The sequence below is a fragment of the Stenotrophomonas sp. STEN054 genome (assembly GCF_056854535.1).
In genome coordinates, this window is the sequence record NZ_JBXFWG010000015.1 from 46,255 (window position 1) to 72,614 (window position 26,360).

The following is a 26,360-nucleotide window of genomic DNA, read 5'->3' on the forward strand; positions in this document are numbered from 1 at the left end:
CCTCAGAGCGGCTTGTACTGGATCTGCGCCGCCAGCACGCGCAGGCCGTCGGTGCCGCTGGACAGGATGCGTTCCTCGCCCACGCCCTTCAGGCGCTGCAGCTGGAAGCCCTCTTCGGCGGGCAGGCGTGCGGCGAGGGCGTCCAGATGGTGCAGAGCACCGGGGCCCTCGCAGTCGAACTGCCCCCAGTAGTGACCGTGGCGATGTATGGTCAGACGGTAATGCATCAGTGGGTCTCCGGCAGGTGCTGCAGCCACTGCGCGAACATGGCGTTGGCTGCAGCGGCCAGCGGCGCGCCGTAGCGACGGGCCTGCGCACGCAGGTCGTTGGGATCGATGCCGGCCTGTGCCAGCTCGAGGGCGTGGCCGATCAGCCAGCGCTCGAACAGGTGCGCATCCAGTTCCGGATGGCATTGCAGGCCGAGGGCATGGTGGCCGACGGCGAAGGCCTGGTGGCGGCAGGCCGGCGTGCTGGCCAGGCGCTGCGCACCGTCGGGCAGTTCGAAGGCTTCGCCATGCCAGTGCAGCACCGGGATGCCCTGCAGGGCCTGCAACGGCGAGCGCTGGCCGTCTTCGTTGAGCAGCAGCGGCGCGAAGCCGATCTCCTTGCCGCCACTGGCCGCGACGGTGGCGCCCAGGGCGCGCGCCATCAGCTGCGCGCCCAGGCAGATGCCCAGCGTCGGACGCTGCTGCTGCAGGCGGCATTGCAGCAGGGCGATGCTGTCGGCCAGGAATGGGTAGAGGGCCGTGTCATTGACGCTGATCGGGCCGCCGAGTACCACCAGCAGGTCGGCCGCTTCGGCGGCCTGCAGCGGATCGACGCCGGCCTGCAGGACCTGCACAGTCCAGCCCTGCGCGAGCAGCAGCGGCTGCAGCGTACCCAGATCTTCGAAGGCAACGTGCTGCAGCACCACGGCATGCTTGCCGGCAGCGGGCGTCATGCGGGTTCCCCTGCGCTGGGCCAGTAGAAACTGTCCGGTGTCGTGCGCGCGCCGAAGATCGCCTGGCCGACGCGGACCACGGTGGCGCCTTCTTCGATGGCGACCTCGAAATCGCCGGACATGCCCATCGACAGTTCTGACAGTTCGATGCCCGCCGGTGCGCTGTGCTGCAGCTGGTCGCGCAGTTCGCGCAGGCGCACGAAGCAGGCGCGCACGCGTTCGACGTCGGTGGTGAAGATCGCCAGGGTCATCAGGCCGCGCACGCGCAGGCGGTCGAAGGCGGGCAGCTGCTGCACGAAGGCGGCGACGGCGTCCGGTTCCAGGCCGTATTTGCTGGGTTCGGCCGAGGTGTTGACCTGCACGAACACCTCCAGCGTGCGGTCTTCCAGCTGCAGCCGCTGCTGCAGGGCCTCGGCCACGCGCAGGCTGTCCAGGGCCTGGAATTCGCTGGCGAAGCGGGCGACATGGCGGGCCTTGTTGGTCTGCAGGTGGCCGATGACCGACCAGTGCACGCCGAGGTCGGTCATGGCTTCGGCCTTGCGCTGGGCTTCCTGCACCTTGTTCTCGCCCAGCTCGTGGCAACCGGCGGCCACGGCCATGCGGATGCGCGCCTCGTCGACGGTTTTGCTGACCGGCAGCAGGCGCACGCTGGCCGGGTCGCGGCCGGCGCGCATGCAGGCATCGGCGATGCGCTGGCGCACGGTGACCAGGTTGGCAGCGATCTGTTCGACCGACTGGGCGACGGGCCAGTCGGCGGCGGCTAGGGGCATGGGGGACCTCCGGTGCGGGATGGCCAGGGTGGGATACACTGGCACAGGACAAGGCTTAGTTTGGCATAGGACAAAATGAAAATCACCGGGCGTAGCGCCGAGGCCATTTTCGACAGCATCCGTGAGGGCATTGGCAACGGCCAGTTGGCCGCGGGCAGCGTGCTGCCGCCGGTGCGGGAGCTGGCCGAGCAGCTGGGGGTGAACCGGAATACCGTGGCGGCCGCCTACAAGCGCCTGGACGGTGCTGGCCTGGCCAGCACCGGGGGCCGCCGTGGCACGGTGGTGCGTGGGCCGGCACAGGCCATGGCTCGCGAGGGCAGCGCGCCGGGGCTGGCCCTGCACGACCTGGCCGGGGGCAACCCGGACCCGCGGCTTCTTCCCACGCTGCGCGTTCAGGCCGCGGCCCCGCGGCTGTACGGGGCGGAGACGGTGGATGTGCGCATGCAGCGGCTGGCGCGCGCCTCGCTGGACCCGCATTGCCCGGCCGGCTATGCGCTGGAACTGACCCATGGGGCGGTGGATGGCATCGAGCGCCTGCTGGCGGCGTGGCTACTGGCGGGTGACCGCATCGCGATCGAGGATCCGTGCTTCCTCGGCAGTCTGAACGTGCTGGCCGCGGGCGGGCATGCGGCGCTGCCGGTGGCGGTGGACGCGCATGGCATGCAGGTGGAGGCGCTGCGTGCGGCGCTGGAGGCCGGTGCGCGTGCGGTGCTGCTGACCCCGCGTGCGCACAACCCCACCGGCGCCAGCCTGGATGCGAAGCGGGCGCGGGCGCTGCGGCAGCTGCTGGCCGGTTACCCGCAGGTGGCCGTGTTGATCGACGATCACTACGCGCTGCTTTCGCAGCAGCCCTACCATTCCGTGCTTCCGGATGATGGCCGGCGCTGGGCGCTGCTGCGTTCGCTGTCCAAGGCGCTGGGGCCGGATCTGCGGCTGGCGTGGCTGGGCTGTGATGCTGCCACTGCCAGCGTGCTGCGCCTGCGTCTGGCGGCCGGCACCGGCTGGGTCAGCCACCTCCTGCAGGATGCGGCCAGCGCGGTGCTGGAATCGACGCCGCAACGGACGAAGATCACCGCTGCGGGTGAGCGTTACCAGCAGCGCCTGCAGTCATTGCAGGAACTGCTGCGCGCGCGCGGATTGCAGACGCCGCTGCCGATGGAAGGCTTGAACCTGTGGCTGCCGCTGCCGGGTGACAGCCACGCGCAGGTACTTGCGCTGGCGGCACGTGGTTGGCATGTGCGTGGTGGTGAAGTGTTTGCGGTGGCGGCGCCAGCGCATGGCGTGCGCATCACCTGTGCGGCGCTGGGGGCGGCGGAGCTGCGCAGGCTGGCCGATGACCTGGCGGCCGTGTGCGGTGGGTAGAGTCGAGCAAGCTCGACTCTGCAAGGGCGGGCGCTCAGGGCGCGGCGTTGGCGCCCGGTCGCACGTAGTAGGTCTGGCCGGTGTCATCCAGGAACACCAGTTCCGGCTTGCCCTGCCATGAGGTGAGCATGGCGCCGGTGTTGTTCTGGTGCCGCACCATCAGGCTCGCGCCGCGATCGGGGTTGGCCACGACCTTGAACACTTCGGTGGTGCCACTGGCATCGTCCAAGGTGAGCAGGGCTTCGCCACCGCGGTCGCTGGTGCCGTAGCCGCCGCGTTCGGAGCCATCGGGTCCGAGCAGGATCATGCCTGAGAGTGCGGTGGCACGCGGGCCCTGCGGTCTGCCCTTGCTGAGCGGATCGGGCACGGGAGCGCCGAGGATGACGCGGGCCTGGCCCTTGTCATCGTGGATGACCAGGCCGCGGGCTTCGATCACCCGTTGCGGTGATTGGCTGTGGTGCAGGTTCCAGGCGGTCCAGCCGGAAACGAGCAGGGCGAGGGTCGACACCCCCAGGGTGGTCAGCATCAGTGCGCGGGCCATCGTTCGTCCTTCCTTGGATGTGCCGACGATAGCGGATGCAAAAGCGGAAGGGTAGGGCCGCGCGGTCAATGGAAATCGCGGCTGTGGCTGCGCAGGCCCTGCAGCAGTTCATCCAGGCACAGCATGCGCTGCACGATTACATGCTGCACGCCATCGACGCGTTCCAGGCGGCCGTCGATCTGCATCAGCTGGGTATCGACCAGCACGCGGTGCTGGCGGTCGGCCACGTGCCGCCAGATCACGGCATTGACCATGCCGGTCTCGTCTTCCAGGGTGAGGAAGGTGACGCCGCTGGCGGTCTGCGGGCGCTGGCGCATGCGCACCAGGCCGGCGATGCGCACGCGGCGTCCATGCCCGTGGCCTGCCAGCTGCGCGGCGTCGAGGCAGCCACGGCTGCGCAACTGCGCGCGGAGGAAACTGATCGGATGGCGGCCGAGCGTAGTGCCGGTGCTGCGGTAATCGGCCTGCATGTCCTCCCACGCGCTGGGCAGCGGCAGGGCCACGCGGGCTTCGGTAGTGGCGCGGGCCTGGTCGAACAGCGGCAGCCGGTTTTCCACGCCGGAAATATCCCAGCGTGCACGATGGCGGTGGCCGCTGAGCCCACGCAGCGCACCTGCATCGGCCAGCAGGCCCTGCTGGCGCCGGTCCAGCCCGGTGCGCTGGCAGAGATCGCCGACATCATCGAACGGGCGGCGCGCGCGTTCGCGCATCAGTGCCTGCACTGCCGTTTCGCTGCAGCCATCGATCAGGCGCAGGCCGAGCCGGATTGCCGCTGTTCCCTTGCTGAAATCCAGGGTGCAGTCCCAGTCGCTGTGGCGCACGTCTACCGGCAATACCGTGATGCCATGACGGCGTGCATCCTGCAGCAGCTGGTCGGGGCTGTAGAAACCCAGCGGCTGGCTGTTGATCAGGCTGGCGGTGAACGCGGCCGGGTAGTGGCACTTCAGCCAGCAGCTGGCATAGGTGAGCAGGGCGAAGCTGGCGGCATGGCTCTCGGGAAAGCCATAGCTGCCGAAGCCCTTGATCTGCTCGAACAGGCGTTCGCCGAATTCCAGGCTGTAGCCGCGGTCGAGCATGCCGGTCAACAGCTTCTCGCGATGTGGCTCCAGCCCGCCATGGCGTTTCCACGCGGCCATCGAGCGACGCAGTGCATCGGCTTCGCCGGCACTGTAGCCGGCGGCATCTACCGCCAGCTGCATCACCTGTTCCTGGAACAGCGGCACGCCCAGGGTGCGCGCGAACACGCGCTCCAGCTGGGGTGGATAGAGCGGGTTGTCCGGATCGTTCAGTGCCTCGGGGCCCTGTTCGCGCAGGATCCGCCGGCGCTCCAGGTAGGGGTGCACCATGTCGCCCTGGATCGGACCCGGGCGCACGATCGCCACTTCGATCACCAGGTCGTAGAAGGTGCGCGGCTGCATGCGTGGCAGCATCGCCATCTGCGCGCGCGATTCGATCTGGAACACGCCAATGGTTTCGGCGGCGCAGATCATGTCGTAGGTCGGGCCATCCTCGTCTGGAATCGCATCCATGCGCCCTTCGTGCAGGCCGTGCTGCTGCAGCATGGCCAGGCACTTGCGGATGGCGGTGAGCATGCCCAGCGCCAGGCAGTCGACCTTCATCAGGCCGGTGGCATCGAGGTCGTCCTTGTCCCACTGGATGACGGTGCGCCCGGCCATGGCTGCGTTCTCCACCGGGACCAGGGTGGACAGCGGGTGTTCGGAAATCACGAAACCACCCGGGTGCTGCGACAGGTGGCGGGGAAAGTCGATCAGCTCTTCGGTGAGTGACAGCAGGCGCCGCATCAGCGGCGTGTCCGGATCGAAGCCGCGTTCGCGCAGGGTGTCCGGCAGCGGGATGTTGCCGCCCCAGTGGTCCATCGCCGCACCCAGCTCATTGACCTGGTCCATCGGCAGGCCGAGCGCGCGGGCGACATCACGGATCGCGCTGCGGCCGCGGTAGCTGATCGCCACGGCGGTGAGCGCGGCGCGCTCGCGGCCGTAGCGGTTGAACACGTACTGCAGCACTTCCTCGCGACGCTCGTGCTCGAAATCGATGTCGATATCCGGTGGCTCGTCGCGCTCATCGGAAATGAAACGCTCGAACAGCAGGTTGCTGCGCGCCGGGTCGATCTCTGTGACGCCGAGCACGAAGCACACCGCCGAATTGGCCGCCGAGCCACGCCCCTGGCAGAGGATCTGCTGGCTGCGGGCGAAGCGCACGATGTCCTGCACGGTGAGGAAGTAGGAGGCGTAGTTCTTCTTGGCGATCAACGCCAGCTCGTGTTCGATCTGCGCGCGCTGCGCCGGCTGGATGCCTCTGGGCCAGCGCTCGGGAATGCCTTCTTCCACCAGTGCGCGCAGCCAGCTGTCCGGGGTCTGCCCGTCGGGCACCAGCTCGCGTGGATAGGTGTACTGCAGCTGGTCCAGGGTGAAGTGGCAGCGTTCGGCGATGCACAGGGTCTCGGCCAGCAACCCGGGGGGATACAGCTGGGCGAGCGCGCTGCGCGGGCGCAGGTGGCGCTCGCCGTTGGGGAACAGGCGCCAACCGGCTTCGGCCACGCTGCAGCGGTGGCGGATCGCGGTCAGCGTGTCCTGCAGGGCGCGGCGGCGGCGCACATGCATGTGCACGTCACCGCAGGCCACCAGCGGCAACGCGTGGCGTTCACCGAAGGCCTGCAGCTGCTGCAGGCGGCGCACGTCGTCGTGTTCGTGGTGCAGTTCCACCGCCAGCCACAGGCGGTCGTTGAAGCCGCTGCGCAGCAGCTGCAGGTGGCTGGCATCGGGCTGGCGGTCCAGCCACAGGCACAGCAGGCCCTCGGCCAGGCCGTGCAGATCCTCGCGCACGCAGCGATACTCGCCCTTGCCCGCGCGCCGCCGGCAGGTGGTGATCAGCTGGCACAGGCTGGCATAGGCGTTCTGGTCGGTGCACAGCAGGACGATCTTCGGCCCATCCTCGACCTGGAATTCGGCACCGATGACCAGCGCCACGCCGTGCGTTTTCGCCGCCTGCCAGGCACGCACGATGCCGGCCAGCGAGCACTCATCGGTGATCGCCAGGGCGCGGTAACCCTGGCCGGCGGCGCGCGCGAACAGCTCATCGGCGGTGGACGCGCCGCGTTGGAAACTGAAGGCCGACAAGCAGTGCAGTTCGGCATATGCAGGGGCGATGGTGGTCATGGCGGTTCAACCGAACCAGCCGTGCAGCATCCACGGCGCATGCGGATCGTTGCGCGGGCGGAAGGCCCAGCCGCGCTGGCCGTGGGCGGTTTCCACCACGTAGTAATCGCGGCGCGCGTCGGCCTGGTCCCACCAGCCCGATTCGATCCGCTCCGGCCCGGCGACGATGCGCAGGCGTGGGTCACGCAGCGGTTGCGGCGTGTCCAGCAGCCAGCCGGGGCGCAGCGGCCAGTACGCCGGGGGCTTGGCCGCCGGCTGGGTGCCGCTGGCACATTCGGGGCGATGGTCGGCCTGCACCGCCAGCGGCTGCACGGCGTCATCGCCGAGGCGTGCGCGCAGGCGCTCGCGCAGCTGGGTCCACGGCATCGCCTGTGCCGGTCGGGTGTCGAACAGATCGCGCGCGGCCGGCACGAACGGCGGCAGGTGTTCGGCCTGCAGGCGCAGCGCCCGGCTGCCGGCGGGCAGGGCGAAGGCTTCCATGCGGTTGCGGGCGATCTCGAACAGCAGCGCGGCATCGCGCTCGGGTGCCAGCAGGCCGACGGTCAGCACGCTGGCCGGCAGCAGGTCATGTTCGAAATACAGGTCGAAGCGCTGCACGCCGCCATCGCGCGAACAGAGGAAGGCGGCCAGGTCCAGCAGCAGGCGGCGCAGCGGGAACAACAGGGCCTGGCTGGATTCGATCTCGTACTCGAATTCGATGCGCGCATCGAAGCGGTCCGGGGGCTGGTAATAGCGCAGTGGCGGCACTGGCAGGCCACGCAGCGCGTCCAGCTGCTGCAGCACATCGGGGGCGAAGCGCCGGGCCAGGCTGTCGCGTGGCAGGTCGAGGGCGGCGCCCAGCGTGCGCAGGCCGGAGCGGCCGAGCACGGTGACCGCTTCGGCGGGCAGGCCGCAGCGCGACAAGGGCAGCTGCGCGAGCAGCGCCGGCAGCTGCAGCCTGTCGACGCCGAGGCCATCGTGCACGTTGGCCAGCACGCGTGCGGCATGCGGGGTGGGTGCGGCCACCAGGCGGTGGCGGAAGCCCAGCTCGTGCAGGCCATCGCGCAGGCGTTTCTCGATCTTCAGCCAGTCACCGAACAGGGCACGGCTGGCGCCGATTTCCAGCACCAGCGCATGCGGGAAATCGAGGCTGACCTGCGAGCTGTAGGCATAGGCCCAGCTGGCGAGCAGCTGGCGGGTGTGCTGTTCGGCGCTGGGATCGTAGTCGTGCAGCTGCATGTCCTGCACCAGCACCTGCGCGGCAGACAGCAGCATGCCCGGGCGCAGGCCGGCCGCGCGCGCCGCCGGACTGACCGCACGCAGCACGCGGCGCTGCGCCGGGCCCTGCAGCAGCACCAGCGGCCGCTGCGGGTCCGGCTGCAGGCGCAGCACGCTGTCCAGCGCCAGCTGCGGCAACAACAGGCAGGCCCAATGCATGGCGCGGCCTCAGTGGGCGAGGGCCAGCGGCAGCGGTTGCGCCGGTGGCAGGCCGCCGCGGCACTTCAGCACCCGTACCTGGCCGTGGTCGAGCTGCAGGCGCAGGCTGGCCGGGGAGGGATTGCGCGCGGCGCGCACGTCGCGGAACACGAAGCCCAGGCACTGGCCGCTGTCGGCAGCGACCTGCAGGCGGCGCAGCGAACGGTCATCGGCCTGCTGCGGCTGCGGCCAGCACAGCACCGCGGCACAGGCCGCCGAGCGCAGGCATTGTTCGGCCGCCCACAGGGCCTGCTTCGGCGCGGCCTGGATGATCTGCAGCTGGGCCAGGTCGAGGCCGGCCGCGGCCCAGGCCGGGGCGTGCGGGCGATAGGGCGGGGCGACCAGCACGATCGGCCGGTCGCGCTGGCTCAGCCTGGCCAGCGCCGGCCAGACCAAGGCCAGCTCCCCCACCCCGGGGGCGTCCTGCAGCACCTCGCACAGGCCGCTGGCCGGCCAGCCGCCGCCGGGCAGGCGGGCATCCAGCGCCGGGTGGCCACTGGCCAGGTGGTCGCTGGCCGGCCCGGTGCGCGCCGCGCCACGCCACAGCTGGCGGCCGTCCAGCAGACGGTCGAGCGCGACGACGGCACCCATCAGCCGGTCCTCCAGAGGAGGCGCCGGCCAGGCGGGAAGCGGCAGGAATGGGCGGGAACGGCTGGCATGGAGCGAGTATCGACGGGCCGGGATCAGGGGCTGAGACCGACATGCTACTCGCCTTGTGAGTAGAATTACTAATGAAATTGGCGGGCTGGCCGGTAGATCCATGCCATGCGTGGATGGGGTCATCGTGAATGGGGTCAGAGCCCTTTCTGCGAAGGGGATCCGCCCCCTCCGCCTGCGCCTTGCGCCGTTTGTTCAATCCCGGCCGGGGGCATGGCGACCACCCTGCAGGCCCCTTGCTCACGGCCTGCCGATGAAACGCTGGATTCTCCGCCTGTACGCCCCGTTGTTCCTGTCCGGCTTCGTTGCCGCCGCCATCGCCTGGGTCGGTCACCATCACGGCGACCCGCTGTGGCTGCTGCCCCTGCTGGCCGTCGCCATCGCCGTTTCCTTCGTGGCCGAACGCCTCTGGCCCTACGAGCCGGCGTTCAACCACGACCACGGCGATCGCCTGCGTGACACCCTGCACGCCGTGGTCAACGAAGGCCTGAACCTGCTGTCGATCGCGGCCGTCCCGCTGCTGGCGGCGGTCATTCCGTGGCAGGCGTGGCCGCAGCAGTGGCCGTTCGCGCTGCAGGTGCTGGTTGCCATCATCGCCGCCGATCTCGGCATCACCCTGGTGCACTACGCCAGCCACCGCATCGGCTGGCTGTGGCGGCTGCACGCGGTGCACCACAGCGTGACCCGCATGTACGGCTTCAACGGCCTGATGAAGCACCCGCTGCACCAGGCCGCCGAGGCGGTGGGCGGCGTGCTGCCATTGCTGCTGCTGGGCCTGCCGTTGCCGGTGGCGGCGGTGCTGGCGTTCGCCATCGCCATCCAGCTGCTGCTGCAGCATTCCAACGTGGACATGCGCCCCGGCGTGCTCGGCCGGGTGATGGCCTGGGCGCCGCTGCACCGTTTCCACCACATGCGTTACGGCACCGCCGGCGACGTCAACTTCGGCCTGTTCCTGACCGTCTGGGACCGCCTGCTGGGCACGGCCTTCAATGCGCCGGACTATCGTCTTGGGACGCGTGACCTCGGTATCGGCAGCCAGCCGGAGTATCCGCGCGGATATGCGGGGCAGTTGCTGGCACCGTTCCGCGCGCTGCCCGATGGGCAGGTACCCGAGGTGCCCGAAGGGCTGCGCCGCCGCCGTTGAGTGCGCCTCAGGCAGCGCGCAGCTGCAGGCCCTGCAGTTGCGCCGCACCGATGCCGAACATGCGCCGCAGGCTGCGCGACAGATGGGCCAGATCGGAGAAACCGGCGGCATGCGCGCTTTCGGTCAGGCTGTGCCCATGCAGGTGATGGGCCAGGGCGATGCGCAGCCGCTGCCACAGCACCCAGCCACGCAGGGTCACGGCGAGATCGGACTGGAAGCGCCGGTGCAGCTGGCTGGTGGACAGGTGCGCGGCCCCGGCGATGTCGGCGGCCGGCACCGGGCCGGGCAGGTGCTGGGCGATGCGCTCCAGCGCCACCTGCACGCGGCGGTCCAGCGGCTGCGCACGGCTCAGCTGTGGCAGGCGTTGCTGCAGGGCGGTGATGTCGGTAGGCAACGTGGGCAGCTGCTGCTGGATCTGTTCGAGACCAGCGTGAGCCGGTTCCAGGAACAGGGTGCAACCGTCCTGCGGCGCCGAGAGGATGGCGTGCGGCACGAAGGACGGCAGCCACAGGCGCTGGCCGTGCTGCGCCACGCCGTCGATCTCCACCTGCCAGGGCGCGCCATCGCTGAGCAGCAGCTGGTGGGCATAGTGGGCGTGCGTGCCGCTGCCAGCGGCATGGCCCCGCAGCAGGGCGGCGTGTGCATCCAGCAGCAGGGTGCCAGTCCAGGGCAGGGCGGGGTGGGGCATGGGCATAATTGTAGATCCACGCCATGCGTGGATGGATCTCCACCGGAATTGAATATCTCGTGTTGACCTGAAAAGCATCCACGCATGGCGTGGATCTGCTGGCCACCAGCCAGCTGTCGAAGGCGGGGCACTGTGGGTTTGCGGGGTGTGAGCCGCATGGATGCGGCGACCAAGGCTACATGGACGTACTTGCGCCGTCCCCGCAGACCCACAGTGCCCGGCCATCCCACGGAATGCGGCATTTGATTCTGCTGTTGCGTTTGCCGTTGCTTCTGCGGGTGCCGGGCGGCAGCCCGGCCTTCCCATCACCGCCCGTGCGGGTCCGGGCGATGGTGCACGTACTCGACCACGGTGCCATCGGGATGCACCGCATTGAACGCCGCACCGGTGGGTACCACCTGCAGCGGGAAGATGATCTCGGCGCCGGCCGCTACCAGCCTGTCGTGATAGGGCCGCACATCATCCACCAGCAACGTGCCGGTGGTCGAGGTGAACGGCGCCAGCGCGTCATCGCTGCCTTCGATCAGCAGGAACGCACCGACCATGGCCAGGCGCAGGCCGGCATCGGGGAACGGAAAGCCGGCATCGGCCACCACGCCCTGCAGCTGCTCGTAGAACGCCACGCTGCGCTCCAGCTCGCCGGGAGTGACGAACACGCGGATCAGCACGCGCGGGCTGCGCTGGCTGGAAGTATCACAGCGGTCGCGCCAGAGGTGGTCGAAAGTGCGGTGTACGTTCATGGGCTCGGTCCATCGCCGGGGACTCCCATTATCGGCACGGCCCTGCGGCCCACTGATGACCGCCGGTGATGGCCTGATAACCAAGGTCGTGGGGTGGCCTGTGACTTAGGTCCTGTTGACAGTCATCAACAGCCTCGCCCAATCTTAATGGGATGGGCCGCTCGACGGCCCGGGCAGGCAGGTTGTCACGCCGGGAGGAGGGTCCCGCGCGCAGACCGGTCCGTCCCCTGGCCCGCGGTGTGTTGCCTGGCAACGCCCGCGCGGCATGAACGCTGCACCCTTCGGCGGCACTTTCCCTGGACCGATTGCCTTGGCAACGGAATTACGCCCGCCGATGAAAACGTTTACAAAGCCGCTTGCCCTGTCCCTTGCGCTGTCTGCCGCGCTGGCCGCCCCGGCCTGGGCCGACACGGCCGCCTTCACCGTGCTGACCCTGGACCAGGCGCCGACCGCCGATGCCATTCCCGCCCTGGCCGCCCAGCTGAAATCCCTGCAGGTGGACGCCGTCAGCGTGCGCCAGGTGCAGCGCGGCATCGGCCAGGTCGATCCGCTGCAGCTGCTGGCCGATGGCCTGGGCTACAAATACCGCTTCATCGCCGCCGGCAAGGATGACGGCCAGACCCAGCAGGGCCAGGCCGTGCTCACCCGCCTGCCGATCGCCGCTGAATCCGGCCCCGACCAGCCGGGCCTGAACTACCTGCGCCTGGACGATGGCCGCCACACCGTGGCCGTGTACACCGATGCCGGCGCGGGCGCCGCGCGCCTGCCGGCCCTGGTCACCCGTTCGCGCCTGGGCGCACCGGCCGTGCTGCTGGGTGCGGTGGCCGGTGAATCGGCCAAGGCCGCCGGTTTCGATCCGGCCCGCGTGGCCCTGGAAGCTGATGCCAGCTACTTCAGCGATGGCTTCCAGGCCGCCAGCAGCGCGCCGTTCAAGATTGATGGCAGCGCCCTGCGCGCGACCCTGCTGACCCTGGCTTACGTGGCCGACAAGGGCGGCGAGCAGCCGTGGATGGATGCCACCCTCAACGCCGATGCGCGCGCTGCGCTCCTGCTGAAGGCGATGACCGAGGACGAGAAGTTCCAGATGCTGCACAGCTACTTCGGGCTGGGCAAGGACGGTGGCCCGCTGCCGGAAGGCGCCGTGGGTTCGGCCGGTTTCGTGCCGGCGGTGCCGCGCCTGGGCATTCCGGCGCAGCAGTCGGCCGATGCCGGCGTGGGCGTGACCAATCCGGGCGGCATCCGTCCGGGCGACTTCGCCACCGCGATGCCGTCCGGCCCGTCCACCGCCTCCAGCTGGAACCGCGAAGTGGCCTTCGCCGGCGGCGCGACCATGGGCCGCGAGGCGTGGCAGCAGCGCTTCAACATCCTGCTGTCGGGCAGCGTCAACCTGCAGCGTGACCCGCGCAACGGCCGCAACTTCGAGTACGCCGGTGAAGACCCCTTGCTGGCCGGTTCGATGGTCGGCGCGCTGATCCAGGGCGTGCAGAGCCAGCACGTGATCTCCTCGATGAAGCACTTCGCGCTGAACGACATGGAGACCCGCCGCAACTTCCACGACGTGCGCATCGGCGAACAGGCCATGCACGAATCGGATCTGCTGGCCTTCGAGATCGCGCTGGAAGCCGGTCGCCCGGGCGTGGCGATGTGCTCGTACAACAAGATCAACGGCACCTACGGCTGCGAGAACGGCTACCTGATGAACCAGGTGCTGAAGCAGGAATGGAAGTTCCCCGGTTTCGTGATGTCCGACTGGGGCGGCGTGCACAGTGGTTCGAAGGCGGCGCTGGCCGGCCTGGACCAGCAGTCGGCCGGTGAAGTGTTCGACGCCGCGGTGTTCTTCGACGAACCGCTGCGCCTGGCCGTGCACGGCGGCGTAGTGCCGCAGGCGCGCCTGAACGACATGGTGGCGCGCATCCTGCGCACGATGTTCCTGCATGGCAACTTCGACAACCCGCCGCAGCACCAGAAGGTGGATGCCGAAGCCGGCTACGCCGTCGCCCAGCGCACGGTGGAAGAGGGCAGCGTGCTGCTGCGCAATGAAGGCAACCTGCTGCCGCTGGCCGACAGCGTGAAGCGCATCGTCATCATCGGCGGGCATGCAGACAAGGGCGTGATCGGTGGCGGTGGTTCGTCGATGGTGGGCGTGACCGCCAAGGGCACCAACGCGGTGCCGGGCGTGATGCCGACCACCTGGCCGGGCCCGGTGATCTTCCACCCGTCCTCGCCGCTGGAATCGCTGCGTGCAGCGCGCCCGGACGCGACCATCGAGTATGTGGACGGCACCAACGCCGCCGCGGCGGCCAAGGCGGCCGCGCAGGCCGACGTGGCCATCGTGTTTGCCACCCAGTGGGCGGCCGAATCGGTGGACCTGCCGGACATGCAGCTGCCCGACAACCAGGACGCACTGATCTCGGCGGTGGCCAAGGCCAACCCGAAGACCGTGCTGGTGCTGGAAACCAATGGTCCGGTGCGTACCCCGTGGCTGGCGCAGGTGCCGGCGATGCTGCAGGCCTGGTACCCGGGCATCCGCGGTGGTGAAGGCATCGCCGCGCTGCTGACCGGCCAGGCCAACCCGTCCGGCCGCCTGCCGGTGACCTGGGTGGTGGACGAATCGCAGCTGCCGCGCCCGCACATCGACGGCCTGGGCTTCAAGCCGAAGAAGGAGTTCGGCGACGTGTTCGATTTCGATATCGAAGGCGCCAACGTCGGCTACAAGTGGATGGCCGCCAAGGGCCTGACCCCGACCTTCGCGTTCGGCCACGGACTGTCCTATACCTCGTTCGCATATGAAAACCTGAAGGTGAGCGTGGAAGGCTCGCGCCTGGTCGCCAGCGTGGACATCCGCAACACCGGCAAGCGCGCTGGTGCCGACGTGGCCCAGCTGTACCTGAAGCTGCCGGCCGGCAGCACCACGCCGATCCGCCTGATCGGTTATGACAAGGTGCAGCTGCAGCCGGGCGAACAGCGCCGCATCCGCATCGACGCCGAGCCGAAGACCCTGGCCCACTACGATGCGCAGGCACGCCAGTGGAAGATTGACGGCGGCACCTACCAGGTGCAGCTGTCGCGCAACGCCGCCGAGCCGCTGCAGAGCGTGGACGTGCAGCTGGTGGAGCAGGTGCTGCGCTGATCCATCGGGTTGTTGATGCATGAAGAAACGGCCCCGCAAGGGGCCGTTTCTGTTTTTGCGGGCTGCCGCTGCGCTCGCCGGGCATGGTCCGGCGCTACCCGGTCACGGCATCCCCGGCGGGCGCCATCATCCGCCAGGCGTGCCGGTGCACCACCCACGCAGGAAATCAATCAGCTGCCGCACCTTCGCCGAAGGCTGGGAGCTGTGCGGGTAGACGGCGTAGACGCTCTGCTGCGGGAAGCGGTGCTGGCGCAGCACCGGCCGCAGGCGATCAAAGGCCAGGTCGTCCTCGATCAGCCAGCGCGGCAGCACGGTCACCCCGGTGCCGGCCAGGGCGAAGGCGCGCAGGCTGCTGGCGCCGTCCACGCGCACCACGGCATTGCCCGGATTGGTGGCAAACAACGCGTCGCTGCCGTCGGGCGCCACCACCGGCACGTCGGCCAAGCGCGGATAGCCGAGGCGGGGCAGGGTGCCCAGCTGTACCGGGTCATCGGCCGCATCGGCAGAGGGCAGGCGCGCCAGCAGCGACGGGGCGGCCACCGCGCACAGCGGGTGCCGCTCCAGTTCGCTGGCGTGCAGACCTGAATCCGGCAGGCGGCCAAGGCGGATGGCCAGGTCGAAGCGCTCGGGAATCAGGTCGGCCGGTGCCGGCGAAGTGGACAGATGCAGCTGCAGCGCCGGATGCCGCGCGCGGAATGCCTCCAGCGCCGGGATCAGCCGCAGCTGCGCGTACTCCGGCGTGGTGGTCAGGCGCAGCGTGCCCTGCAGCTGGTGCTGGTCGCGGCGCGCGGCATCGATGGCCGCCTGGGCCGCATCCAGGGCCTGCACGCAATGCTGCAGGAACTGTTCGCCGGCCTCGGTCAGGGCCAGGTGGCGGGTACTGCGCAGCAGCAGGGTCACGCCCAGCTCCTGCTCCAGCCGCTTCAGGTTGAAGCTGACCACCGCGCGGCTGAGACCAAGGCGGTCGGCGGCTGCAGTGAGGCTGCCGGCGTCGACCACGGCGCGGAAGATGTCGAAGCGATCCAGGCTGACCATGGCGATTCATTGTCAAAACAGATTTGACAGTGTTGCAGCTGCTGTCGTGTTTTTCCAACAACGATCAAAAGGCATGCTGGCCGCTTCCCCGCTGGAGCGCCGCCGATGCCGTCCCCCCGCCTGCGCCATGAGGCGATCTTCCTGCTGGTGTTCGCCCTGGACCTGGTCAACATGTTCATTGCCACGGTGGCCTACCCGGCGCTGGCGGCTGAGCTGCATGCGGATGTCGGCCTGTTGGCCTGGGTCGGTACCGCCTACATGCTGGGCCTGAGCGTGGTCATCCCGCTGGCACCGTGGCTGGCCGCGCGCTGTGGCGAGCGCCGCCTGCTGCAGGTGGCGCTGCTGCTGTTCGCGCTGGCGGCGGCCTTGGCCGGTGCAGCGCCGGGCATCGGCTGGCTGCTGGGCTGGCGGCTGCTGCAGGGCCTGGCCGGTGGCCTGCTGATCCCGGTCGCGCAGGCGGCGGCCTACCGGCAGTGCAGCCCTGGCCAGCGCGGCGCGCTGACCCGCCGCATCCTGCTGGTGGCGCTGCTGGTGCCGGCACTGGCACCGGCGCTGGGTGGCCTGCTGGTGCAGTGGCTGTCCTGGCGCGGCGTGCTGTGGGCCAGCCTGCCGCTGGCACTGGCGGCGATGGGCCTGGTGCTGGCCTGGATGCCGGCCGATGGTGAACGCAGTGCGCCGCGCCTGCAGGCCTATGCGCTGGCCACGGCGATGAGCGCGCTGGGCGTGCTGCTGCTGGCACTGACCTGGCTGGGCGAGCCCGGCCACCGGATTGCCGGCGCGATGCTGTTGCTGCTGGCGCTGGTGCTGGCGACCGCCCACCTGCGCCACGCGCGCCGGCAGGCACAGCCGCTGCTGCGCTGGTCGCTGCTGTCCCATCGCGGGCTGCGGCTGGCGATGCTGGTCTATCTGGCCGTGCCAGGCGTGTTCATTGGCAGCCAGCTGGCCAGCACGTTGCAGCTGCACCAGGCCGGTTACAGCGCCGCTCGCATCGGTGCGCTGATGCTGCCGTGGGCGCTGGCCTCGGCGCTGGCCATCACCGGCAGCCGTCGCCTGCTGGCGCGCTTCGGGCCGGGCGCGGTACTGCGCGTCGGTATGGTGTTGCAGGCGTCGGGTCTGCTGCTGATGGCCCTGCTGCCGCAGCCTTCGTTCGCGCTGGCGGCACTGCTGTTCGCGCTGATGGGGGCGGGCGGCAGCCTGTGCAGCAGCACTGCGCAGACGCTGGCCTTCCACGGTGTGGAGGCTGAGGCGCTGGGTGACGCCAGCGCGCTGTGGAATCTCAACCGGCAGCTCAGCTTCTGTCTTGGCACCGCCGCCATCGCGCTGCTGCTGGCGCTGGCCATGCAGTGGCTGCCGGCGCGGGCCACCGATGTGGCGCTGGGCCTGGCCGCTTTGCTTACCCTGCTGCCGATGGTGCTGTTGCGCCGCTTGCAGCCCCTGACACTTGCGCAACCGGAGCATGCCTGATGCAACAAACAGCCGAACATGAAATCCACGAACTGCACGACAAGCTTCAAGCCTGGTTCCGCGCCGAGATGGGCGCAGACGCACTCGACGATCTGATGGCGCATTTCTGCGCGGACTTCAGCATGGTCGGCATTGCCGGGCGGCGGCTGGATCGGCAGGCGGTGCAGGCCTTGTTCGTGGGTGGGCATGGTGCTCGCCCGGGCCTGCGCATCGCCGTGGACGCCGTGCAGGTGATCGATGCGCCATCACCGCTGGCGGTGCTGCGCTATCGCGAGGGGCATGCGGTAGGCGATGGGGCGGTCGCGTGGAGGGAGTCGCTGGCGGTGCTGCGGCAGGAGCAGGGGCGTTGGCGCTGGTTGGCGCTGCATGAGGTTCAATCGGGCTGACGGATCCGCCGGGCCTGGCCCGGCGCTACCTCGGGCGCGGATCGGATCCACCGGACATGGGACGCCGCCCCTTGTGGGCCGTGCGTCGGTCGCGCCGGGCCATGCCCGCCGGGCGCTGTAACGCCCCACGGTACATGTGCCATCAGTCCTGCCCGCAAAGAGCGCAGAACGCAAAGCCTGCACACACTTCACCGGGCAGGGCAGGAGTAGGCTTGGGACTTTCCTGTCGGGAGGGGTTTCCATGCGTGTGCGTGCCGTTGCTGTAGCGATCGCCCTTGGCCTGTCCAGCATCGTGCTGGCCGCCGATACCCCGCCGATGACCCCGGACATCAGCGGCAAGCCCTTCGTGGCCCCTGATGTCGGCCGTGACTACGACAAGCGCGTGGTGATGGTGCCGATGCGCGATGGCACCCGGCTGTACACCGTCATCGTGGTGCCCAAGGGCGCGCACAACGCGCCGATCCTGCTGACCCGCACGCCCTACGACGCCGCCGGCCGCGCCAGCCGCACCGATTCGCCGCGCATGCGCGACCTGCTGCCGCAGGGCGATGAAGTATTCGTCGATGGCGGCTACATCCGCGTGTTCCAGGACATCCGCGGCAAGTACGGTTCCGAAGGCGATTACGTGATGACCCGACCGCTGCGCGGTCCGCTGAACAACACCAAGGTCGACCATTCCACCGATGCGTGGGACACCATCGACTGGCTGGTCAAGCACGTGCCGGAGACCAACGGCAAGGTCGGCATGCTGGGTTCGTCGTATGAGGGCTTCACCGTGGTGATGGCCTTGACCGACCCGCATCCGGCGCTGAAGGTTGCCGCACCGCAAAGCCCGATGGTCGATGGCTGGATGGGTGACGACTGGCTCAACTACGGCGCGTTCCGCCAGGTCAACTTCAACTACTTCGCGATGCAGACCGAGAAGCGCGGCAAGGGCACGCCGCTGCCCAGCCTCGGCTACGACGACTACAGCACCTTCCTGCGTATCGGTTCGGCTGGCGACTATGCGCGTTTCACCGGCGTGGACCAGCTGACCTGGTGGAAGAAGCTGGTGCAGCACCCGTCCTACGATGCCTTCTGGCAGGGCCAGGCGCTGGATGCGGTGATGGCGAAGACGCCGCTGAAAGTGCCGACCATGTGGCTGCAGGGCCTGTGGGACCAGGAAGACATGTGGGGCGCCAACCATGCCTACCAGGCGATGGAGGGGCGCGACACCGGCAACAATCTCAATTACCTGGTGATGGGCCCGTGGCGGCACAGCCAGGTGAATTACACCGGTGACTCGCTGGGCGCGCTGAAGTTCGATGGCGATACCGCGCTGCAGTTCCGCCGCGACGTGCTCAAGCCGTTCTTCGACCAGTACCTGGTGGACGGCGCGCCCAAGGCCGACACGCCGCCGGTGCTGATCTACAACACCGGCGAAAACCATTGGGACCGCCTGCAGGGCTGGCCGCGGAGCTGCCAGAAGGAGTGCGCCGCGGCCAGCAAGCCGCTGTACCTGCGTGCCGGTGGCAAGCTGGCCTTCCAGGCGCCGGCCGCGGGCGAGAGTGACTTCGAGGAATACGTGTCCGACCCGGCCAAACCGGTGCCGTTCGTGCCGCGTCCGGTGCGCTTCGGCGACCGTGACATGTGGACCACCTGGCTGGTGAAGGACCAGCGCTTCGTCGATGGCCGCCCGGACGTGCTGACGTTCATCACCGAGCCGCTGAGCGAACCGCTGCGGATCGGTGGCGCGCCAGCGGTGCACCTGCAGGCATCGACCAGCGGCACCGACAGCGACTGGGTGGTGAAGCTGATTGACGTCTACCCGGACCAGGATGCCTCGTCGCCGGAGATGGGCGGCTATGAGCTGCCGGTCTCGCTGGCGATCTTTCGTGGGCGTTACCGCGAGAGCTTCAGCGAGCCCAAGGCGCTGGTGGCCAACCAGGTGCAGCCGTACCGCTTCGACCTGCCCAATGCCAACCACGTGTTCCAGAAGGGGCACCGGGTGATGGTGCAGGTGCAGTCCAGCCTGTTCCCGCTGTACGACCGCAACCCGCAGACCTACGTGCCGAACATCTACCTGGCCAAGCCGGAGGATTACCGGAAGGCCACGCAGCGGGTCTGGCACAGCGCCGCACAGGCCAGTTACATCGATCTGCCGGTGTATTGAGGTCGACGGGCGCGCCGGGCGGGACCATCCGGTAGCGCCGGGCCATGCCCGGCGGTAGTGCCGGCCACTGGCCGGCATGTCATGCGAGAGCGTGTCGACCAAGGTCGACACCTGCCGGAGCGGGGGCGCGCGATACCGGTAGCGCCGGGTCATGCCCGGCGGGTAGTGCCGGCCGCTGGCCGGCATGTCATGCGAGAGCGTGTCGACCAGGGTCGACACCTACCAGAGCAGGAGCCATGGCGCCATGGCGCCATGACACGGGATTACGCGCCCAGTGCGGGATAGTCGGTGTAGCCGTGTTTGCCGCCACCATAGAGGGTGTTGGGGTCGAGGTCGGCCAGCGCGGCGCCACTGCGCAGGCGCGCCACCAGATCGGGGTTGGCGATGAAGGGACGCCCGAACGCAACCATGTCCGCGTAGCCGCTTGCAACGGCCTGCTCGGCACGCGCGGCGTCGTAGCCGTTGTTGGCAATCCACGCACCGTGGAAGCGCGCACGCAGGCCGGCGTAGTCGAAGGCGAGGTTGTCACGGTCGCCGCCAGTGGCCCCTTCGATGACATGGATGAAGGCCAGGCCCTCGATCGTGTCCAGGCGCTCCACCGCGCGGTTAAACAGCGGCTGCGGATTGCTGTCGTGCGCATCGTTGACCGGCGTGACCGGCGACAGGCGCACACCTGTGCGGGCCGGGCCGATGGCTTCAGCCACCGCGCTGACCACTTCAAACAGCAGGCGCGTACGGTTCTCGATGCTGCCACCGTAGGCATCGCTGCGATGGTTGCTGCCGTCGCGCAGGAACTGGTCGATCAGGTAGCCATTGGCGGCGTGCACTTCCACGCCATCGAAGCCGGCAGCAATCGCGTTGCGGGCAGCGATGCGGAAGTCCTCGATCAGCGCCGGGATTTCCTCGATCTCCAACGCGCGTGGCGCGGACACATCCTCGAAGCCGTTGGCGGTGAAGGTCTTGCCCTTGGCCTGGATCGCGCTCGGTGCCACCGGCACTTCGCCTTCCGGCAGCAGGCTGGTGTGGGAGATGCGGCCGACGTGCCAGAGCTGCAGCACGATGCGGCCACCGGCGGCGTGCACCGCATCGGTTACCGGCTTCCATCCCGCCACCTGTGCGTCGCTGTAGATGCCGGGGGTGTCCAGGTAGCCCTGGCCGAGCGGGCTGATCTGCGTTGCCTCGGCAATGATCAGGCCGGCGCTGGCGCGCTGTTGATAGTAGGTAATCGCCAGGGGCGAGGGCACGCGGTCGGGCAGCGCACGGTTGCGCGTCAGCGGCGCCATGGCGATGCGGTTGGCCACGGCGATGTCGCCAAGGTGGGTGGGCGTGAACAGCAGATCGGCGGCAGGACTCATCGAAGGTTCCACTGGGGGAGAGGTGTGGCTTGGAGGATAGGCGCGAACGCGTTGCAGCGATGAGAAGGAACGTTGCACAGACGGCGTGGTATGCCGCGTCGGCGATGGCACGTCCGTAACACGCCGGGGCGTAACGTCCTTGCCAAGCGGGCGCGGCCAAGCGGGCGCGCCCCGCAACGATGACCAACACCTGGAGAACACAGATGATCGACTACCAGCTCAAGGGCAAGACCGCGATCGTGACCGGCGGTGTGTCCGGCATCGGCCTGGCCGTGGCGGAACTGCTTGCTGCATCCGGTGCCAGCCTCTCGGTGTGGGACCTGAAACAGGACGCGGTGGATGCCACCGTTCAGAGCCTGAAGGCCAAGGGCGTGCAGGCCATCGGCATCGCTCTGGACGTGACCGATGAAGCGGCGGTGGAGGCAGCGGTGCAGCGCACTGTGAAGGAGCTGGGTGGCATCAACGTCGCGGTGAACAACGCCGGCATCGGCGGCCCGGCTGCGAGCAGTGGCGACTATCCGGTCGATGGCTGGAAGCGCGTGGTCGATGTGAACCTGACCAGCGTGTTTCTCTGCCAGCGTGCGCAGATCCAGGCGATGCGCGCGGCGGGCAAGGGCGGCAGCATCATCAACATGGCCTCGATCCTGGGCCAAGTGGGCTATGCCGGTTCCACCGCCTACGCGGCGGCCAAGCACGGCGTAGTGGGTCTGACCCAGACCGCCGCGTGGGAGCACGCCGGCGATGGCATCCGCATCAATGCGGTCGGCCCGGGCTTCATCGCCACCCCGCTGCTGGAGAGGATGGATGCCAAGGTGCGCGCGACGCTGGAAGGGCGCCATGCGCTCAAGCGCCTGGGCACGCCGGAGGAAGTGGCGGCGCTGGTGGCCTGGCTGGCCAGTGATGACGCCTCGTTCGCGACCGGAACCTACTACGCGATCGACGGTGGCTATCTGGCGCAGTGATGCGCTGACGCCCGGCGCTGCCTGGCGAACCGGCAGCGGTGGCATCTTCACCAGGGTGCCACGCCCCTCGCGCGACCCTCCGGAGAAACTGCCGGAGTCTGCTGATGGAACTCACCCAGGATGTATCGATCCTGCTGCGCGTGGCCGCGGCGATGCTGTTCGGCGGCGTGCTCGGCGTCGAACGTGAGATGGGCAAGCACGCCGCAGGCCTGCGCACGCACATGCTGATTGCCGGTGCGGCGGCGCTGATCGTCGGCCTCGGTGATTCGGTGGCCGAACATTTCCAGCAGGAGCGCTACCGCGACCTGCTGCAGGTCGATCCGGTGCGCCTGATCGAGGCAGTGGTGGCCTGCGTTGGTTTCGTGGCCGCCGGCACCATCCTGCGCGGCAACCGCGAAGACCAGGTCAGCGGATTGACCACGGCGAGTTCGCTGGTAATGGCTGCGGCCATCGGCATTGCCGTGGGCATCGGCAAGTACGTGATCGCCATCGGGGTGAGCGTTCTCTGCGTGCTGGTGCTGGCGGTGATCCGGCGGGTTGAGAGGAAGCTCTGAACGGATCGAGAGGAGGGAGTCAGAACCCCTGCGGGGATCCGACCCATCTCCGGGCAAATGGTCAGACCAGATAAACGGCGAACCTGTGCTCTAATGGCGACTTGCTCCTGATTTGGCAGACGCCTTGAATCGCCAGTGGATCCCATACCGCGAATGGTCATACCAATGCGCGTTCATCGCAAGGTGGACGCCATGACCTCGCCGCGTGTCTCCGACAAGGTGGCCGCGCAGCTGCGCCTGATGGTGCAGGAACAACAGCTGCGGCCCGGCGACCGGCTGCCGGCCGAGCGCACCCTGGCTCTGGAGCTGGGCGTCTCGCGCACCGCGCTGCGCGAGGCCATCGCGCAGCTGGCCAGCCAGGGGCTGCTGACCGCGCGCGTCGGCGGCGGCACCTACGTGGCCGACCCGGCGGCACTCGCCCGGCAGGCGCTGCAGGAACCCCTGGCCCCCTACCTGCCGGTGTTCCGGGGCGATCCGGAATACCGCTTCGATGTGCTGGAAATCCGCCACGCGCTGGAAGGTGCCACGGCGTGGCATGCCGCACTGCGTGCCACCGACGAAGACCGCGCGCGGATCAGCCGGGCCTTCCAGACCATGATGGACGCGCACGGCAGGAATGACCCGGCCGGCGAGGCCGCTGCCGATGCGGCCTTCCATCTATCCATCGCCGAGGCCTCGCATAACCTGGTGCTGCTGCAGGTGATGCGCGGCCTGTTCGAGCTGCTGCAGACCAACATCTCGCAGAGCCGCGAGAAGCTCTACACCTCGGCAGCAACCTTCTCGCCGCTGTCCGACCAGCATCGCGAGATGATGGATGCGGTGCTGGCGGGCGATCCCGAACGCGCGCGCGCCGCGGCCCACGCCCACCTTGAGTTCGTGCACACCACGCTGCGCACGCTCGATGACAACGAAGCCCGGCGTGCGCGGGCCTCGCGTCTCCCTTCCCCACATGGCTGATGACGTCCGGTTGACTCCATGATCATTTCCGCTTCCACCGATTATCGTGCCGCCGCCGAGCGTCGACTGCCACCGTTCCTGTTCCACTACATCGATGGCGGCGCGTATGCCGAGCACACGCTGAAGCGCAACGTGTCCGACCTGTCCGACATCGCGCTGCGCCAGCGCATCCTGCGCAACATGTCCGACCTCAGTCTGGAAACCGAACTGTTCGGCGAGACGCTGGCGATGCCGGTGGCGCTCGCACCGGTCGGCCTGACCGGCATGTACGCCCGGCGTGGCGAGGTGCAGGCCGCGCGTGCGGCCGACAGCTGCGGCATTCCGTTCACCCTGTCGACCGTCTCGGTGTGCCCGATCGAGGAAGTGGCGCCGGCCATCCAGCGGCCGATGTGGTTCCAGCTGTACGTGCTGCGCGACCGCGGTTTCATGCGCAACGCGCTGGAGCGTGCGCAGGCGTCCGGCGTGACCACCCTGGTGTTCACCGTGGACATGCCGGTGCCCGGCGCGCGCTATCGTGACGCGCATTCGGGCATGAGCGGTCCGAACGCCTCGCTGCGCCGCGTCGGCCAGGCCATCACCCATCCGCGCTGGGCGTGGGACGTGGGTCTGCTCGGGCGCCCGTACGACCTCGGCAACATTTCCGCCTACCGCGGCAACCCGACGGGGCTGGCGGACTACATCGGCTGGCTGGGCAGCAACTTCGATCCGTCCATTTCGTGGAAGGATCTGGAATGGATCCGCGAGTTCTGGAAGGGCCCGATGGTGATCAAGGGCATCCTCGACCCCGACGACGCGCGCGATGCGGTGAAGTTCGGCGCCGATGGCATCGTGGTCTCCAACCACGGTGGCCGCCAGCTGGATGGCGTGCTGTCCACCGCACGCGCACTGCCGGCCATTGCCGATGCGGTGCAGGGTGACCTGAAGATTCTCGCCGATTCGGGCATCCGCAACGGCCTGGACGTGGTGCGCATGCTGGCGCTGGGTGCCGACACGGTGCTGCTGGGTCGCGCCTTCGTCTATGCGCTGGCCGCACAGGGTGAGGCCGGTGTGGCCAACCTGCTGGACCTGGTTGCCAGGGAAATGCGGGTGGCGATGACGCTGACCGGTGCGCGCTGCATCGCCGACATCGGCCGCGACTCGCTGGTCAGCCTGCCATGAGCGACCACGCGAACGTGCTGGCACAGCTGCGCACGGCCGTCGGCAGCCAGCATGTGCTGACCGGTGACAGGGCGACCCGGCGCTTCCGCCGCGGCTATCGGTTCGGTGAAGGTCCGGTGCTGGCCGTGGTGCGCCCGGGCACACTGCTGGAACTCTGGCGGGTGCTGCAGGCGGCGGTGCAGGGTGGGGCGGCGATCATCCTGCAGGCGGCCAACACCGGTCTGACCGGCGGTTCCACCCCCGATGGCGGCGACTACGATCGGCCGATCGTACTGGTCAGTACGCTGCGCCTGACCGGCATCCAGCTGTTGAACGAGGGCCGCCAGGTGCTGTGCCTGCCCGGGGCGACGCTGGATCGGCTGGAGCAGGCGCTGGCACCGCTGGGGCGCGAGCCGCATTCGGTGATCGGCTCATCCTGCATCGGTGCCTCGGTGCTGGGCGGCATCTGCAACAACTCCGGCGGTGCGCTGGTGCGCCGTGGCCCGGCCTATACCGAGCTGGCACTGTTCGCGCAGGTCGACGCGCAGGGCCAGCTGCAGCTGGTCAATCACTTGGGCATTGCGCTCGGCGATACGCCTGAGCAGATCCTGCAGCGCCTGCAGGCGGGCGACTACCGCCCCGCCGACGTCGGCGATGGCGGTGGCCGCGCTGCCTCTGATGCGCACTATGCCGAGGATGTGCGACGTATCGATGCAGATACGCCCGCACGCTTCAACGCCGATCCCAGTCGCCATTTCGAAGCCTCCGGTTCGGCTGGCAAACTGGCGGTGTTCGCCGTGCGCCTGGATACGTTCGAGAAGGAAGCCGCCGAGGTGTTCTACATCGGCAGCAACCGCACCGCCACGCTCACCGCCATCCGCCGCCAGCTGCTGACTGGCTTCGAGCGCCTGCCGATTGCCGGCGAGTACATCCACCGCGATGCGTACGACATCGGCGAGCGCTACGGCAAGGACACCTTCCTGCTGATCGATAGCCTCGGCACGGCGCGCGTGCCGGCGGCATTCGCGTTGAAGAGCCGGGTGGATGGCTGGTTCGAGCGGCTGGGCCTGCACGGGATGACCGACCGGGTGATGCAGGCGCTGACCGGCCTGTTGCCGTCGCACCTGCCGCCGCGCATGGGCGAGTTCCGCCAACGGTATGAACATCACCTGCTGCTGAAGGTATCGGCACAGGATGCCGCGGAGACCGAGCGCTGGCTGCGTGAGTGCTTTGCCAACCATGAAGGCAGTTTCTTCCGCTGCAGCGCCGAGGAGGGACGCAAGGCCTTCCTGCATCGTTTCGCCGTGGCCGGTGCGGCGGTGCGCTACCGCGAGGTGCATCGCGCGCAGGTACAGGACATCGTGGCGCTGGACATCGCCCTGCGTCGCGACGATGCGGACTGGTTCGAGGCGTTGCCCGCCGACATCGATGGGCGCCTGCTACACAAGCTGTACTATGGGCACTTCCTCTGCCATGTGTTCCACCAGGATTACATCGCGCGCAGAGGCGAAGACCCGATAGCCATCGAACATGCGATGTGGGCGCTGCTGGACCAGCGTGGCGCCGAGTACCCGGCCGAACACAACGTCGGCCACCTGTACCCGGCCAAGCCGGCGCTGGCCGCCTTCTATCGGCAGCTGGATCCGAGCAACACGTTCAATCCCGGTATCGGCTACACCTCCAAGGCGCTGGGGTGGGGCGGCTGTGATTGCAGCGGGCGATGACTATCATCGGTATTCCGCAGGGATGCGCCGG

Annotated in this window: 22 protein-coding genes; 11 read left to right on the plus strand and 11 right to left on the minus strand. The window is 68.9% G+C overall.

The genetic code is table 11. The features are described 5' to 3' along the window. Positions 1-2: 2 nt before the first annotated feature. From AC1VXD_RS08165 to AC1VXD_RS08175, 3 genes are read right to left on the minus strand one after another with little or no spacing between them, the layout of a single operon-like run. Positions 3-227: a hypothetical protein gene (locus AC1VXD_RS08165; protein WP_482991642.1), complete on the minus strand. Its 225-nt coding sequence runs from the start codon at positions 225-227 to the stop codon at positions 3-5. Next, on the minus strand, positions 227-940 hold the full coding sequence (locus tag AC1VXD_RS08170; RefSeq protein ID WP_482991643.1) for a glutamine amidotransferase: 714 nt from the start codon (positions 938-940) through the stop codon (positions 227-229). Before AC1VXD_RS08170 ends, AC1VXD_RS08165 begins: the two co-directional genes overlap by 1 nt. Beyond that, the gene (locus tag AC1VXD_RS08175) at positions 937-1,710 is read right to left on the minus strand and encodes a YggS family pyridoxal phosphate-dependent enzyme (RefSeq protein ID WP_482991644.1); all 774 of its coding nucleotides are present in this window, start codon (positions 1,708-1,710) and stop codon (positions 937-939) included. The genes AC1VXD_RS08170 and AC1VXD_RS08175 overlap by 4 nt, the downstream gene beginning before the upstream one ends. A 75-nt stretch (positions 1,711-1,785) precedes the next feature. On the opposite strand from AC1VXD_RS08175, the gene ptsJ reads away from it, so the two are divergent. Next, entirely contained in the window at positions 1,786-3,072 is a 1,287-nt protein-coding gene (gene ptsJ / locus AC1VXD_RS08180) for a MocR-like B6 salvage transcription factor PtsJ (RefSeq protein ID WP_482991645.1), read from the plus strand. Between the two features lie 34 nt (positions 3,073-3,106). Here ptsJ and AC1VXD_RS08185 read toward each other — a convergent pair whose 3' ends face one another. The 4 genes from AC1VXD_RS08185 to imuA form a co-directional block, all read right to left on the minus strand. Continuing rightward, a complete protein-coding gene (locus AC1VXD_RS08185; protein ID WP_482991646.1) occupies positions 3,107-3,613 on the minus strand; it encodes a hypothetical protein in 507 nt (168 codons plus the stop codon). Between the two features lie 65 nt (positions 3,614-3,678). After that, positions 3,679-6,789 carry an error-prone DNA polymerase gene (locus AC1VXD_RS08190; protein WP_482991647.1) on the minus strand — a complete coding sequence of 1,037 codons (3,111 nt, stop codon included), beginning with the start codon at positions 6,787-6,789 and terminating at the stop codon, positions 3,679-3,681. A 6-nt stretch (positions 6,790-6,795) separates the two neighbouring features. Then, positions 6,796-8,205 (minus strand): Y-family DNA polymerase, encoded by a 1,410-nt coding sequence (locus tag AC1VXD_RS08195; protein ID WP_482991648.1) that lies wholly within the window; start codon positions 8,203-8,205, stop codon positions 6,796-6,798. Positions 8,206-8,214: 9 nt separating this feature from the next. After that, on the minus strand, positions 8,215-8,835 hold the full coding sequence (gene imuA, locus AC1VXD_RS08200) for a translesion DNA synthesis-associated protein ImuA (RefSeq protein ID WP_482991649.1): 621 nt from the start codon (positions 8,833-8,835) through the stop codon (positions 8,215-8,217). A 319-nt stretch (positions 8,836-9,154) separates the two neighbouring features. Here imuA and AC1VXD_RS08205 point away from each other — a divergent pair, with 319 nt between their 5' ends. Continuing rightward, a complete protein-coding gene (locus tag AC1VXD_RS08205; protein WP_482991650.1) occupies positions 9,155-10,045 on the plus strand; it encodes a sterol desaturase family protein in 891 nt (296 codons plus the stop codon). A gap of 7 nt (positions 10,046-10,052) precedes the next feature. Here AC1VXD_RS08205 and AC1VXD_RS08210 read toward each other — a convergent pair whose 3' ends face one another. Continuing rightward, the gene (locus AC1VXD_RS08210) at positions 10,053-10,733 is read right to left on the minus strand and encodes a helix-turn-helix domain-containing protein (RefSeq protein WP_482991651.1); all 681 of its coding nucleotides are present in this window, start codon (positions 10,731-10,733) and stop codon (positions 10,053-10,055) included. A 305-nt stretch (positions 10,734-11,038) separates the two neighbouring features. Continuing rightward, positions 11,039-11,473 (minus strand): VOC family protein, encoded by a 435-nt coding sequence (locus AC1VXD_RS08215; protein WP_079222247.1) that lies wholly within the window; start codon positions 11,471-11,473, stop codon positions 11,039-11,041. A gap of 334 nt (positions 11,474-11,807) precedes the next feature. Between AC1VXD_RS08215 and AC1VXD_RS08220 the strand changes: the two genes are divergently transcribed. Then, positions 11,808-14,603, plus strand: a complete 2,796-nt coding sequence (locus AC1VXD_RS08220) for a beta-glucosidase family protein (protein WP_482991652.1) — start codon at positions 11,808-11,810, stop codon at positions 14,601-14,603. 126 nt (positions 14,604-14,729) lie between these two features. Here the strand turns inward: AC1VXD_RS08220 and AC1VXD_RS08225 are convergent, their stop codons facing one another. Next, the gene (locus AC1VXD_RS08225; RefSeq protein WP_482991653.1) at positions 14,730-15,638 is read right to left on the minus strand and encodes a LysR family transcriptional regulator; all 909 of its coding nucleotides are present in this window, start codon (positions 15,636-15,638) and stop codon (positions 14,730-14,732) included. A 105-nt stretch (positions 15,639-15,743) separates the two neighbouring features. On the opposite strand from AC1VXD_RS08225, the gene AC1VXD_RS08230 reads away from it, so the two are divergent. From AC1VXD_RS08230 to AC1VXD_RS08240, 3 genes are all read left to right on the plus strand, one after another. Beyond that, positions 15,744-17,102: an MFS transporter gene (locus AC1VXD_RS08230; RefSeq protein WP_482991654.1), complete on the plus strand. Its 1,359-nt coding sequence runs from the start codon at positions 15,744-15,746 to the stop codon at positions 17,100-17,102. Further along, entirely contained in the window at positions 17,102-17,488 is a 387-nt protein-coding gene (locus tag AC1VXD_RS08235) for a DUF4440 domain-containing protein (protein ID WP_482991655.1), read from the plus strand. Before AC1VXD_RS08230 ends, AC1VXD_RS08235 begins: the two co-directional genes overlap by 1 nt. A gap of 241 nt (positions 17,489-17,729) precedes the next feature. Then, positions 17,730-19,640: a CocE/NonD family hydrolase gene (locus AC1VXD_RS08240; RefSeq protein WP_482991656.1), complete on the plus strand. Its 1,911-nt coding sequence runs from the start codon at positions 17,730-17,732 to the stop codon at positions 19,638-19,640. A gap of 263 nt (positions 19,641-19,903) precedes the next feature. Here AC1VXD_RS08240 and AC1VXD_RS08245 read toward each other — a convergent pair whose 3' ends face one another. After that, positions 19,904-20,995 (minus strand): alkene reductase, encoded by a 1,092-nt coding sequence (locus AC1VXD_RS08245; protein ID WP_482991657.1) that lies wholly within the window; start codon positions 20,993-20,995, stop codon positions 19,904-19,906. 203 nt (positions 20,996-21,198) lie between these two features. On the opposite strand from AC1VXD_RS08245, the gene AC1VXD_RS08250 reads away from it, so the two are divergent. The 5 genes from AC1VXD_RS08250 to dld all read left to right on the plus strand — a co-directional run bounded on the left by AC1VXD_RS08250 (position 21,199) and on the right by dld (position 26,329). After that, a complete protein-coding gene (locus AC1VXD_RS08250; RefSeq protein ID WP_482991658.1) occupies positions 21,199-21,957 on the plus strand; it encodes an SDR family NAD(P)-dependent oxidoreductase in 759 nt (252 codons plus the stop codon). 104 nt (positions 21,958-22,061) lie between these two features. After that, positions 22,062-22,511, plus strand: coding sequence for an MgtC/SapB family protein (locus tag AC1VXD_RS08255; protein ID WP_116864444.1), 450 nt, complete (start codon positions 22,062-22,064; stop codon positions 22,509-22,511). A 192-nt stretch (positions 22,512-22,703) separates the two neighbouring features. After that, positions 22,704-23,468: a transcriptional regulator LldR gene (gene lldR / locus AC1VXD_RS08260; RefSeq protein ID WP_482991659.1), complete on the plus strand. Its 765-nt coding sequence runs from the start codon at positions 22,704-22,706 to the stop codon at positions 23,466-23,468. Between the two features lie 18 nt (positions 23,469-23,486). Then, the gene (gene lldD, locus AC1VXD_RS08265) at positions 23,487-24,626 is read left to right on the plus strand and encodes an FMN-dependent L-lactate dehydrogenase LldD (RefSeq protein ID WP_482991660.1); all 1,140 of its coding nucleotides are present in this window, start codon (positions 23,487-23,489) and stop codon (positions 24,624-24,626) included. Further along, the gene (dld, locus tag AC1VXD_RS08270; protein WP_482991661.1) at positions 24,623-26,329 is read left to right on the plus strand and encodes a D-lactate dehydrogenase; all 1,707 of its coding nucleotides are present in this window, start codon (positions 24,623-24,625) and stop codon (positions 26,327-26,329) included. Before lldD ends, dld begins: the two co-directional genes overlap by 4 nt. Positions 26,330-26,360 lie beyond the last annotated feature (31 nt).